General features: G+C 40.7%; 10 protein-coding genes. All 10 read right to left on the reverse strand.

Annotation, left to right across the window (positions count from 1 at the left end; translation table 11 throughout):
• Positions 1–10 precede the first annotated feature (10 nt).
• Positions 11–850 (reverse strand): carbohydrate ABC transporter permease, encoded by an 840-nt coding sequence (locus ACHZES_RS06920; protein ID WP_395548441.1) that lies wholly within the window; start codon positions 848–850, stop codon positions 11–13.
• The gene (locus ACHZES_RS06925; RefSeq protein ID WP_395548440.1) at positions 840–1844 is read right to left on the reverse strand and encodes a LacI family DNA-binding transcriptional regulator; all 1005 of its coding nucleotides are present in this window, start codon (positions 1842–1844) and stop codon (positions 840–842) included. The genes ACHZES_RS06920 and ACHZES_RS06925 overlap by 11 nt, the downstream gene beginning before the upstream one ends.
• A 461-nt stretch (positions 1845–2305) precedes the next feature.
• A complete protein-coding gene (locus ACHZES_RS06930; protein ID WP_395548470.1) occupies positions 2306–3664 on the reverse strand; it encodes an 8-oxoguanine deaminase in 1359 nt (452 codons plus the stop codon).
• 466 nt (positions 3665–4130) lie between these two features.
• Positions 4131–5639 (reverse strand): alpha-N-arabinofuranosidase, encoded by a 1509-nt coding sequence (locus ACHZES_RS06935; protein WP_395548439.1) that lies wholly within the window; start codon positions 5637–5639, stop codon positions 4131–4133.
• A 36-nt stretch (positions 5640–5675) separates the two neighbouring features.
• The gene (locus ACHZES_RS06940) at positions 5676–7235 is read right to left on the reverse strand and encodes a glycoside hydrolase 43 family protein (RefSeq protein WP_395548438.1); all 1560 of its coding nucleotides are present in this window, start codon (positions 7233–7235) and stop codon (positions 5676–5678) included.
• Positions 7236–7256: 21 nt separating this feature from the next.
• A complete protein-coding gene (locus ACHZES_RS06945) occupies positions 7257–8675 on the reverse strand; it encodes a family 43 glycosylhydrolase (RefSeq protein ID WP_395548437.1) in 1419 nt (472 codons plus the stop codon).
• Between the two features lie 24 nt (positions 8676–8699).
• Complete coding sequence (locus ACHZES_RS06950) at positions 8700–9578, reverse strand: carbohydrate ABC transporter permease (protein ID WP_395548436.1); 879 nt, start codon at positions 9576–9578, stop codon at positions 8700–8702.
• A gap of 14 nt (positions 9579–9592) precedes the next feature.
• Positions 9593–10492 (reverse strand): sugar ABC transporter permease, encoded by a 900-nt coding sequence (locus tag ACHZES_RS06955; protein ID WP_038277985.1) that lies wholly within the window; start codon positions 10490–10492, stop codon positions 9593–9595.
• Positions 10493–10572: 80 nt separating this feature from the next.
• Positions 10573–12303 carry an extracellular solute-binding protein gene (locus ACHZES_RS06960; protein ID WP_154521484.1) on the reverse strand — a complete coding sequence of 577 codons (1731 nt, stop codon included), beginning with the start codon at positions 12301–12303 and terminating at the stop codon, positions 10573–10575.
• A 153-nt stretch (positions 12304–12456) separates the two neighbouring features.
• Positions 12457–14154, reverse strand: coding sequence for a response regulator (locus ACHZES_RS06965; RefSeq protein WP_395548435.1), 1698 nt, complete (start codon positions 14152–14154; stop codon positions 12457–12459).
• Position 14155 lies beyond the last annotated feature (1 nt).

The following is a 14155-nucleotide window of genomic DNA, read 5'->3' on the forward strand; positions in this document are numbered from 1 at the left end:
TTTTTTCAGCCTAACCCTTAATGGAACCAGCTACCATACTATCTGTAACCTGTTCCTGCAGCAGAGTATAAATTAATATACTTGGAATAATCACCATCGCTAACGCTGCAAACATTGCTGTGTAATTAAATGAAAACTGAGATGTAAAATAATTGAGTGCTAATGGTAATGTTCTTGCCAATGTACTTTTTGTTAAGATTAATGCGAACATGAATTCATTCCATGAAGTTAAGAATTGGAGTATTGCCGCAGTTGCAAGCCCTGATTTAGCAATCGGAAACACAATTAAAAAATATGTTTTCGCAAAACCCGCCCCGTCTAAGTAGGCTGCTTCTTCCAATTCTACCGGAATACTTTGAAAATAACTCTTTATAATAAACAGCGAGGAGGGAAGCCCCAATGCTGCGTATACAATGATCAGTCCTGTTTTCGTATCATACAGACCAATCTTTGTCATAATGATATAGATTGGCATTAATAAAGAGGAAGTAGGTATTAATAACGAGGAGGAAAGCAGCAATGTTAAAAATGTTTTCCCTCTAAACCGACATCTTGCCAAAATATAGGCTGCCATTGATACTACAAGAATATTTAGAATGGTACTAACCATGGAAATCAATAAACTGTTATTATAAAACTTAAAGATAGGAGCCAGTTTCAGAGCTGCTTCATAACCTGCGAAACTTAAATTTGAAGGTAATGCGAATGCAGAGGATAAAATCTCTTTGTTCGTCTTAAACGAAGACATTACAATCCATAATAATGGTCCAATTGAGATAAACACAAAGAATATCAGATAAATCCATCTTAATATATCGGATACTAATGTCCCTATTCTTTTATTTTTCATATATATTTACTCCCCTATTTACAGCGCAAGTATCACGCTTTACAATCTTATATGGCAATGTAATCTCTACTTTATCGTTTGTATTGTCTAAATCCTGAAACGCCTCTAAGGTCCTCGTAACAAATTCTTTGATTGGCTGATGGATCGTGGTTAACCTTGGTATGAATCTGCTTGCCAGGGCAATATCATCAAACCCCAAAACCGATACATCCTCCGGTACCTTAAGCCCATAATCATGCAATGCAGATATTCCTCCCATTGCCATCTCATCACTAAAAGCAAAAATAGCGGTAAAGTCTGTTTTCTTATCTAAGAATTGTTTGGTTAACCGATAACCAGTTTCATATGTAACAGTTCCGCATCCTAACATTTCATTTTCATTTAAATCCACTCCTATCTCATCAAGTGCACGTTTACAACCAGTAAACCGTTGAAAAGAGGATCCGATATTTTTAAAAAAGTCTGATAGAATTATTATCTTTTCGTGTCCTAAACTAATTAAATATTTAGTTCCTTCATATGCGGCTGCAATATCGTTGATATGTACCATTTCTGACCTGCTATCAAGAGATCCTCCGGCAAACATCACCGTTTTGATTTTCTTGGAAGAGATGTAGTTAATAATATCCCGGTCAATGAATTCATCAAAATATATTATGCCTACAATGTTCATTTCCTTAAAGAATATCTTATAATGCTCACTATCCGGTGTGGTTGGTATAAATACAATTCTGTAATTATATTTGGGAATCTCTTCTATCAATTCTTTTAACGCTTCTCCATAAAAACCTAGTTGTAAATTAGGAATCAAAACTGCTATCACGCCATTATCTTTGCATTTTTTAAATCTTGGTATATAACGCAACTCCTTCGAAGCATCTTCAATCTTTCTGGCCGTCTCTTTACTCACAACTCCACTGCCAGAAAAATATCTTGAAACAGTGGCTGGAGAAACACCTGCAATCTTTGCAATATCTCTTACTGTCAATGGCATTACTTTCACCTCTTTCAATTTGTTTCAGAAACAATAATTATATATAATTACTATATTTTTTATATTTAAGATGATTTTTATATCATATTTAATAATTTGTATCATACGGGACTAGAATATCTTTGTCAATATGGTCATAAGTTTTACATCTGTTTCATGATTGTTTCATTTGTTTCATAGTTTTTTTGATATAAAATGCTCAAAAGGGGCGTTACCATGGTAAAAAAAGGAAGCTATATGAAGTCAGATTACAACTTCTCATAGCTTCAATCATATACCCATGTCTTCCTTGTAAATGGTAAAAAAAGAAAGGTACACTATCTTATATGATAATGTACCTTTCTTTTTTTGTCCTTCTCATTTCATCAAATAAATTATGCTTACGATTTTCGTTGTATCCATAATCTATTTGTGGAGGGGAAGCATCTCACGCCACTCGATTCAGTAATGTGGGAAATGTCTCACTTATTTAAATAGTCAGTCACGGCTTCATTCGCTTTCCGAACCAAATTCTCTTCGTCCACTCTTACCAGCCGGCCTTCTTTCACAACAATATCGCCATTTACAACCGTATAGTCCACGCTGCCCTTCAGTCCCACCGTACACAAAACAGACATTGGGTCAAACTGAGCGCCTATCATATCAATACGGTTTAAATTGACCAGGAAGAAATCCGCCGCCATACCTACAGAAATTTCTCCTAAATTTTCCCTGCCAAGCACTCTCGCACTCCCTTTGGTTGCGATTTTCAGCATATCATATCCGGTAGGCGCCTTCCGGCTGTCATTTAGCCTGTGGAGAAGGTAGCCCACTCTCAGTTCTTCCAAAAGATTGGAACCGTCGTTGCTGGCCGATCCGTCCACAGCCAAACCTACAGGGACATTTAAATTAAGCATTTCCGGAATGGAAGCGATGCCTGAAGACAGCTTCATGTTGGAAATGGGACAATGGGCTACACCGGTCTGAGTCTTGGCCAAAAGCTTCAGTTCATCCTCGTTAAAATGAATCCCGTGGGCATACCATACATCGGGACCTACCCAGCCCAGACTTTCCATATATTCTAAAGGCCGCATGCCAAAGTGTGAAAGGGTAAATTGCTCCTCATCCTTTGTCTCCGCCAAGTGAGTGTGAAGTCTCACCCCCAGCTTTCTGGCCAGCTTTGCCGATTCCTTTAAAAGTTCCCCGGTCACACTGAAGGGAGAACAAGGCGCCAATGCCACCTGGCGCATGGAATATGGGCTGTCGTCATGGAATTTTTTTACAGCATCTTCGGAATCCTTTAAAATCTCGTCCACTGTCTGTACAACGGAATCTGGCGGCAAACCGCCATCCTTAACACTCAAATCCATGCTTCCTCTTGTGGCATGGAAACGGATGCCAAGCTCCTCTGCTGCGGAAAACTGAGCATCTAAAAGTCCTGTCCCGGCATGTTTTGGGAACACGTAATGATGGTCTAAACAGGTAGTACATCCTGTTTTTAACAGCTCCCCAAGTCCGGTAAGGGAACTATAATAGACCACGTTCTCATCTACGTGCTTCCAGATTTCATATAAAGTTTTTAACCATGGGAATAATTCCATCCTCTGAACTTGAGGCAAATTACGGCTGAAGGTTTGATATAAATGATGGTGAGTATTAATAAGTCCCGGATACATCACCATATCAGATGCGTCAATCACATCATCAGCTGTTTCTACATTGCTGCCAACTTCGGCTATTACACCGTCCTTGATCAGCACATTCACTCCCTCCAACAGTCTGTCATCAGCGTCACATGTCACAAGATGTTTTACATTTTTTACAAGCAGGGTTCCTTTCATCATTACCTCCTAGTATTAAATAAATAACAAGCTTTGTTTCATAGACTATATGACTGGTGTACTGCCGGCGGTTTGGGTGGCCACGAAACACCCTCATACGCTTATCGGTATATATGATACCAGCAGTATGCCTCGTGTTCCCAGCTACGTTTTAAACAGCTATATAGATATGATTTTTTCAAAGAACAATTGATACACTACTATTATATTTATTTTCTTTTTATTAGTCAATGTTAATTATATAGCAATTATCAGAGTTATTTTGTGTAAAAATAACAATTAATCATGTACCCTTGTCAGCCTTGAAAATGGCAAAAAATAAAAGCCACGAGCGTTCACGCCTGCGGCCTACTATTTAATGGAGATAGTGGAATTCGAACCCATGGCCTCTTCTCCCCCCAACTCCCCTTCCCCTTATTTCGAGGTGATTGTGGGGAAAGGGGGGAGGGTCACTTTGATGTATCCGCTACTGTAAGCTTTTTTCCAGCCGAACCACATTCCAACTATGTCTTCCAAACACAGTTGAAAAGTTACCATTTTCCAGTCTGGAAGCCCTGGAACTCGTTGGCTTTACTGTGTCAGGAGCTGCCTCCGTATTCACTGCTTTCATATCATCATGAGTCAGCACCTGATGATCTTTCACCTGATATCCTTCAAACTGTCGTAAATCACATACAACTTCCACATCTTCCTCCAAATCTTTGTTCACTGCAAAGATCGTAAGTGTCTCAGACTCCTGATCCCAAATACAGACGCTGTCCAGTATGGACACGGTCCCGTAAGTCCTGCTCTCATATACCGGTGCCTTGATCTGAGTCAATAGAACAGTTCCTTTCCCATAAACGGAAGCATGCATGTAAGGATAGAATATGGTCTGACGCCAGGCGCCTGTATCCGATGTCATGATTGGAGCGATTACATTTACCAGCTGCGCCATGCATGCAATCTTTACTCTGTCCGCATGTCTTAAAAGGGTAATCAGCATGCTGCCCACTAAAAGTGCATCTTCAAAGTTATATACATCCTCAAGCTGATGGGGTGCCTTATTCCATGGTTTGATCTGTTTATCCTGTTCGTTGCTGTGATACCAAACATTCCACTCGTCAAATGATAAGTTAATTTCCTTCTTTCCATGTTTTTTCGCTTTCACCGCGTCGCAGAGAGATATGACTCCCGATATAAAATCATCCATACCCTTCGAGCAGGCAAGGAAATCTGATGTATCATTGCTGCGGTTTCCGTAATACTGATGCAGTGAAAGATAGTCCACTTCATCGTAGCACTCATTTAGTACCTGATATTCCCATTCACCAAACGTGGGCATCATCATACCGGAGCTGCCGCAAGCCACGGTTTCAATGCTGGGATCCAGCCATTTCATCAGCCGAGCAGTTTCCGAAGCAATCCGGCCGTACTCCTCAGCTGTTTTGTGGCCCATCTGCCACTTTCCGTCCATTTCATTGCCCAGGCACCATACCTTGATGTCGTGTGGTTTTACATAGCCATGAGCCTTGCGCAAATCACTGTAATAAGTACCGCCCTCAAAGTTGCAGTATTCCAGAAGATTCTTCGCATCCGCCGGACCTCTTGTACCGAGGTTGACCGCCATCATGATATCACTTCCGGTCAGCCGGGACCAGTCTGCAAATTCATTTAAACCAAACTGGTTTGTCTCGATCACCTGCCAGGCCAATTCTGTCCTTGCCGGCCGCTGTTCTTTAGGGCCCACGCTGTCCTCCCAGCAAAAACCAGATACAAAATTACCTCCCGGATAGCGCACGATAGGCACATTCAGTTCCTTTACCAATTCCAGGGTATCCTTTCGAAATCCCTGCTCATCAGAATTTACATTTCCCTCCTGATAGATTCCGCCGTAGACAGCCCGTCCCAAATGTTCAATAAAAGAACCGAATATCCTCTGATCAACGCCTCCCGTCAGAAAATACTTATCGATAATGATCTCTGCTTTTTTCATTTTTCTCTTCTCCTATTTTAATTCTTTGATGTTTACTCATACCTTAAAATAATCAAACCAGGCAGAACCACCTGTTTCTTTTGTTGCATAACTAAACAAAGCGAAGCGGTAGCCCACAAAATGTGTTAATCTGTATGACATGTTCAATTGCCTGCCAATCCCACTCCATCTGCTGCCATCTAAGCTATAGTAGAAATCAGCAGTGTCAGCCATGTCACGAAAATCAAAGTCAATGCGAAGATATATTACTTTCTGATTGAAAGGTATGCTTTCTGCAATTACCTCTGGCTTTCCTGTCTTATATTCCATATTATCAGGCTCAAACGGTTCCGGTTTTGCCATTGCCATAATGACTTTTGCTCCATCAACCTCCATCTTAACTCCTACATAACCATACTGATCCTGAAAAGCACACAAACCTGCAAAATCACCATTCTTCATATTTGATATATCAAGCAAAGCCCTGCCAGAACAAACGGGGCCAAAGGTTCGTTGTGTTAATGTATTAGGGGCATCGGATATGTTGCGGCAAAGCGTACCATTGGTCAACTTGAGCCAGCCTGGCCTTTCGCTCAGTGACCAGTATCTGTCATCGTGATTGTGATTCCACTGCCACTGGAGAGATAACGATAATTGATTAAAATCATCCGATTTCACGATATTGAGGCTGGTAAGTCTTTCCGGATTTACATGGTTTATATTGGGCAGCTTACCACAAGCCTCAAATACAGGCCACCCCTCTTCCCAGATGAACGGGACAAGAACCGGAATCCTGCCCACCGAACCATGATCCTGAAACATCAGGGAATACCATTCTCCTGTCCCGGTATTAAAAATCCCTCCCTGTGCAACACCTTTATTGTGAAATCCCATATCATGATCGAGGAGCACTTTTCCATCATACTCACCATCAATTCTATCTGAGCGATAACATATTTGAATTCTCCTTCCCGAATACAAAGGGGCGGGAGGCCATGCTATTAAGAAAATATAGTACATTCCATTCCACTTATATATGTGAGAGCCTTCGGCCGGAAGGCCGCCTTTTCCACCCACATCAGCTTTAGGAATCACAACTTTATCCATGCCTTCCGGTTTAACAGCCTTTGCATCTGATGTTAATTCAATGACCCGGATCGTTCCACTCCCAAAAACCATATAAACCTTACCATCTTCATCAAAAAGCAGAGACATATCATGGTAAATACCCTCAAGCGTATACCTGTCCCACTTATTGCTTTCAATATCTTTTGTCTGAAATATATATGTTTTATTCGCATTGTATGCTGTGAATGCAACATAAAAAGTGTGATTAGCGTACCTCAAACAGCTCGCCCATGATCCTCTGCCGTAATCATGCCTTCCCTTTTTCAAAGCCATTTCATCGCTGGTTTCCAGAATATCATAAACATAACTAACAATTTCCCAATGAACCAGATCCTTAGATCTCATAATTGGACAGCCCGGCGTAAAGTGCATTGTAGTGCTGGTCATATAATACGTATCATCAACCCGGATCACATCCGGATCCGGGATATCAGTCCACCAGATATGTATTCCCCTTTTATCTCCTATGGTTTTACCATATTTCTGCATACCCTGCTCCTTTTACTCTCATTATTCTAAGGTGAATGAACTTAAACTGATTCCGCCCTCGCCTTTAAATTCAAAGAATAAAGCCTGAACTCCGTCCGGAATCATGATTTCAGCAGGATTTACAACCCAGACGTTTGAATAACCTACCGGAATTTTCCCTAAGGTTTCACCATCCCACGCAGTTTTTACTTCAAAGCACCCGTTTCCATATCCTCTCGTTTTAAGAGAAATCTTTGTGATGCCCTTACACTCAAAATACTTAAATCCGGCTATCGTAGAATCCTGCATATTGGCTATATATCCTATCTCTTCATCGCCATCCCGACCATCCTGTGTAATTCTGGGATATTTCCCGTCAATCCAACCAGCGTGATGAAGCAGATGGTCGTTTTTCATTGTTTTAGAAAACAAATTACAGGCAGTGTATGCAAAGTACTCTCCCTTTCCAACCAGAGGGGCGCCATTTAATCCGCACGAGGTCATTTCAACTTGTTCCATTGAGCCGTCCTCTTTAATCTGAACCGGTTCGGCACAGCCCTGACGGCTGAAATTTGTTCCATTTGTATGTCTATGATAAAAAATATACCACTGCCCAAATACTTCTACCATGCCGCCATGATTGTTCCCGGGAACATATGTGTGCATCCCCGCAGGCTTCCCATTTGTAATATTCTCATCACAATTGCTTACAATTACGCCTCCATAAGAAAAATCCTTTGTCGGACTCTTACTGGCTGCATAGCATAATTCATGCATCCGGCTCGAAGAATAAACGAAATAATATGTATCTCCATGTTTTCTGATGGATGGTCCTTCAAAGAACTCATGTCCTTCAAACCCAGTTCCGCTGCCATAACAATTTCCGGGAATTATGATTACCGGCTCCTCAATGATTGTCAGCATATCCGCCGCAAGCACTGTCGCCATAGCACCTTTGCGCGACTTATCTCCAGGGCCGCAAAAACCTGTATACAAATAGACTTTATCACTCTCCAATAAAACTGCAGGATCAAATTGCGGCTGATCATTGGCTCTTTCCCCCAGCCGTGTTCCATTCGTATCACGCACATAACCGTAAAAGCTGTATTTTCCTGCAGGGGTTTCACAGACCGCCACAGAAACAACTGGAACTTTATCCAAAACATAATACAGATAATATCTGCCATCCGGTCCTCTGACTACATCAGGTGCATACAGACACATGCTGCCGTCTGCATTAAAAGGATCGTTCGTCTTTTCATAGATAACACCTTCATACTTCCAATCGCGCAAATCATCTACCGGCGCAGAATAACAAACATAGTCATTTAAGCAATATGCGAATCCATTGAAACGGTCATGTGAACCGTACACATATACACGCTCCTCAAACACATGTGGTTCGCCGTCGGGAATGTATTCCCATGACGGCAGATATGGATTAAACACCTGTTTTTTCATTTCAATTCCCCCTCCTTTTCCTTATTACCCCTTAACTCCACCTAACACGATACCTTTCACAAAATATTTTTGCAGGAAAGGATATACCATAACAATGGGTAAGGAGCCTAAAAATATTTGTGCAGACCGCAGGGTTCTGTCTGATATCGTAGCCATTTGCTGGATTTCTTCTCTTGTCATCATACTGAATGAGCGCTGAACCGCAATGGTTTGTATGTATGTCTGTAATGGATATTTATCCGGATTGTTCATGAGAATCAGGCCATCAAACCAGCTATTCCAGTTTGCTACAAGCGAAAACAGCAAGAGTGTTGCAAGAGCAGGTTTTGATAAGGGTACATATATTGTCCAAAGAGTGCGCCAATGTCCGGCTCCATCAATAAATGCCGCCTCCGCAAGTTCTCTTGGAACTTCACGAAAAAAATTGAGCAATAGAATAACACTGAAAACAGGTACGGCGCCAGGAAGGATTAATGCCCAAATACTATCCAAAAGGCCGAATTGTCTTATTACCATGTACCAAGGAATCAGTCCGGCATTAAATATCATTGTAATAAAAAAGAACCATGCATAAACTGTTCTGAACCGAAAGCTTGCCTTTGGCTGAGACAATGGATACGCTGCCGTAATTGTAAGTAAAATACTTAAACCCCCGCCCATAATAATTCGAGTAACTGAGACTTTCATTGATCGCCAAAATGCAGGGCGCTTTGCAACAAATGAGTATGAACTTGTGGTAAAATCCTTAGGCCATAATGATACGTCTCCGGCGGAGGCCGCTGCACTGGAACTGAACGAAACAGCAGCAACATGAACAAGCGGTATCACGCAGATCAAAGCAAGCATGACAAGGATAATAGTATTTAATACCGGAAACCACTTAAACTTCTTATTCTTTTTCATATACGATTCCTTTCCTAAAACAACTGATAGTCTGCAAACTTAATAGCAAACCAGTATGAAACCGAAATTAAAGTCAGTGAAATAACTGATTTAAATAGACCTACCGCTGTAGCAACTCCAAATTGTGCCTCCAACATACCAATCCGGTAAACAAATGTATCAATAATATCTCCGCTTGCATATACCGGCGGACTATACATATTGAAAACCTGGTCAAATCCTGCATTTAATACATTTCCAAGGCTTAACACCATTAATAAAACGATAACCATTCGCATACCCGGAAGGGTGATATGCCATATTTGCTTCCAGCGATTTGCCCCGTCAACCTGTGCTGCTTCATATAGGCTTAAATCAATACCCGTTATTGCTGCCAAATATACAATCGTTCCATATCCAAATGACTTCCATGTCTCAGTTACTATCAAAGTAAATGGAAACCATTTATTATCACCCAAAAAGAATATGGGCTGACCACCGAAAGCTTTTATCACCTGATTAATCAGACCGTCCCCAGGAGCAAGTATGTCTATAAATATACCGCCTAATACTACCCAGGATAAGAAGTGGGGCAAGTAAATTGCCGTCTGAATGCCCCGTTTCAATGTATTATTTTTCACCTCATTAATCAGAATCGCAACTACAATCGGAATCAAAAGTCCGAAAATAATCTTCATAACGGCAATAAAAAGAGTATTCCAAAGTACGCTCATGAAATTTGGTAATCGGAACAGATATATAAAGTTGTCAAATCCAATCCATTTCTGGTCACCAAACAGCCCTTTGGCAGGCACAAACTTCTGGAACGCAATAATAATTCCTCCCATCGGTAAATAACTGAAACAAATGAGCAATATTACACTGGGTAAAATCATTAGATGCAATGGCAGTTCCCGCATTCGTCCACGTTTCATAAATATCATCCTCACTTCCTGTTTGAAAAAAAACGAGAGGAAAAGTTTTTTATTAAACCTCTCCTCCCTTAACTTATTTATTATTTTTTAACGGACTGATACCATTCGTTAACTTCCTTTGTCATCTGAGCCCCACCAAGAGCATTCCAGTTTTCAACGAACTTATCAAACTCATCTATGGAAACATCACCCATGATAATCCGGGCAAACATCTCCAGTTCCATAGTACGCAAAGAGGATTGTTTATCTACCATTGTCGGCGTAGGTGCACCTACAAACTCTTCTCTCATCACCTGTCCATTTTCAATATATCCATTCAGCGCATTAAAGACTCCTGTAGACCCATATATTTTATCCCAGCCCCACTGAGTGGTATCACCACCATAATAAGCTTCCAGATTTTTCTGAATTACAGCTGGTTCACCTTTCAGGATACTCATATCTCCCAGCTTGCGTGCTTTTTGAAGCTCATTAAATGCTTCAAGGTTCTTATTGGTTGGAGCCGGTGCGACCGGTGAAAACTTCCATACACCTACAGCACCATTTTCAGCCGGCATATAATAATGATCAAATTCATTGTTCTCACCCCAGTTTTTCTCAAGGTGCAGGTTAATCAATTTTACTACGGCCTCAGGGTCCGCATAGTCTTTGCGAACAGCATAATACCATTGAGTACGGAACTTCTGTGGAACTTTAGGTAATGTATCGTCATTTGATACGATCGGATAGCCAACCCAATCTGCTTCCGGGTCATTTTGATAGTTGCTGATAAGCGGATACATTGGATTCCACTGCTCACCAAAATCAATACCTATTTTTCCTGCTGCTATCATCTCTGCAACCTTGGCGCCGTCTTTGATTCCAAATTCCGGATCAATTTCTCCGGCCGCATACATATCTGCCAAAGCCTGCAATGCATCCTTTGTTTCAGGAAGCACACTTCCCCAGGCTAAAGTTCCTTCCTCCGTTTTCACCCACATATTGGGATAAGAATGATATCCTGCAAAAAAACCTTCTACACCCATGGCACCGCTGTATAAACTTTTTGTAATAGCCATTGCATAGGTATCATCTTTGCCATTTCCATCAGGGTCAAGGGTAGTGAACGCTTTTGCAATTTTCAATAAATCCTGCATTGTCTTGGGCGGTTCCAGATTAAGCTTATTCAGCCAATCCTGACGAAGCCATAGATATTGTGTACTTTCCACTGATGCATCTGCATAAGGCACAGCCATTAAACGTCCATTAAACGTAGCAGACTCCAGGATTCCAGGACCTTCTGAATTATAAACTTCCCTTGTCAGTTCGCTGGCATACTTGTCATAATACTCTGTCATATCTACGATCATATCTGATTCTGCCAATTGTTTCAACTGTGTCCGGTTTACGATCAGTACATCTGGTAAGTCACCGGATGCAATAGTAACATTTAACTTCTGTGTATAAGCGTCATCATTGAGACCACCTCTTACAGTCCAGGCATAGCTGATGTCAATACCCAAGTCCTTTGAATACAAATCCAACCATCTGTTGTTTTCAATTGTTTCCCCTGGAGTTTTCGGCAGTATGTTGTCATTCAGATCATTATCTACCGTACGGGCAAACGTCATTTTAATAGATGGATCATATTTTCCAAACGGATCCCCTTCTTCTGCCGAAACGGAGCCGTTTGCTTCAACAGCAGAGCCTGTTTCCTTTGATCCGCTTGCAGAAGATGATGAAACCTCCGAACGGTTGCCTCCGCAGGCAGTAAGCAATAACCCCCCAATCATTACAGCAGATATACCTGTGCTAATAATACGTTTTCTCATATAGCCCTCCTAGTTTTATACTTTATAACCAACTCCTCCCTCTATTATAGACACTTATTTAGCAGCTTTCCATGACCATCTTTTGATTTACTTAACACCTTTTTACTATAATAAACAAATATCTTTACATATTTTTACATCCATAACATATCTTTAGTTTTTAAGCCTTTTCGTTGTGATACATGAATCCCGGTATTCCTGAGGCGAGATTCCCTCTGCTTTTTTAAAAAAGCGTGTAAAAGAGGCTGCTGTGTCGTATCCAACCTTCTTTGCGATTTCATATATCCTTTCATGAGGATTTTCAAGTAATTCTTTTGCTTTTTTTATTCGTGAATTTTCTATAAAAGTTGAAAGCTTATGTCCGGTCGTCTGATGATAAAACCGCGAAAGATAGGATGGATTTAAATAAGTCTTTTCAGACAAACTGGTCAGCGATAAATCTTCAGACAAATGATTTTCAATATGCTGCTGCACAAAATTTATTGTATCATTTGTCCTTTTGCTCTGCTCCTCTTTTTGTACGCTAAAAATCAAATGAGATAATTCAAAAAGATGCTCAACTGCCTCCTTCCATGTAGCATAATTTTCGCTGCTATACAGCCAGTTTAAATTATGGGAATCTGAAAACCGAGCCGCCAGCTGGAAACGATTTACACAGGAAAGGAAGAATGTTATGATTGTCTGATATGCCTCTAATGCGATCACATTATTTTTGTCCTGTATTTCACCAAGCGGTTCGAGCCATCTTCGCAGAGAATCATAGTAATCCTGTTCTTCTCCAGTTTCTATGGAATGATACAGATTACTTAAGTCTTTGCGGAACAACAATCCCTGCAATAAGGTGGTCGCAGTATTGGACTCGGCCCCAAAAGACGGAGTAATTGTCTGTCTCTGCTTCCGAAACTCCCTTTCATCAATGATTGTTTCCATGTCATGACCAACCTGGTAATTGAGCAAATCAACGAGAGCTACATATTTCTCTGCAACTTCCTCCCATTTACATGGTTTTTCAGCTAAAGCAAAACTTACAGGAGCATTCAGCCTTTCCCGGCAGGCTGACTGAACCATTTCCAAAGTCCCTTTTAAGAATACACTCATACTGCCATGGGGCTGATCCGGATATGATTGTATTTTTGAGGGCTGAGCAAAAACAGCTATTTTTTCATCCTTAAGCGGAACTACCAGGCTGTTGATATGCATGGCAAAGTATCTGACTATCAGCTGCTTTATGGAATACAAAATCTGGTTTTTCTCCCAGAAGTCTATGGTTTTAGGTAAAATCAATATTTCGCCTAAAATCAGCATCACAGGCTCATCTGCATTTAGATGGATAAAGAGCCTCTCAAATTCCTTCCCATTAATTTTTAAGGAATTATCATTATTAAGTAATGCATAAAAATACTTCTGGCAAAATAAATCCTGAGCAAGATTTATTTGGTCCTTAGCACTTTGTATCAATTCATTTGTCTGGTTTTCATCTTTTAACTCCTGGATCACACGTTCCACTGTTTTTATGATCTTGCCATATCCCTCAGTCTTCAATATGTAATTTACATTGCTATATTGAATTGCCTTATATGCATAGTTAAATTCACTATGCCCTGTAAGGAAAATCACGCGGCACCACGGCCATCGTTTTTTGATTTCATCCAGCAGCTGAAGTCCATCTATTTCTGGCATATTAATATCTGTCAAAGCAATATCAATTCTTGTACGTCCCAGCCACTGTATCGCTTCTTCGCCAGAATATGCTTTATATACATCCAGTTCCAGATTTTCAAGACTGGAAAAGATGTCATATAACCCATTAACAATAATCTCCTCATCATCTGCAATTAAAAGTCGATACATT

Source organism: Lacrimispora sanguinis (assembly GCF_044987295.1).
GTDB classification, from domain to species: Bacteria; Bacillota; Clostridia; order Lachnospirales; family Lachnospiraceae; genus Lacrimispora; species Lacrimispora celerecrescens_B.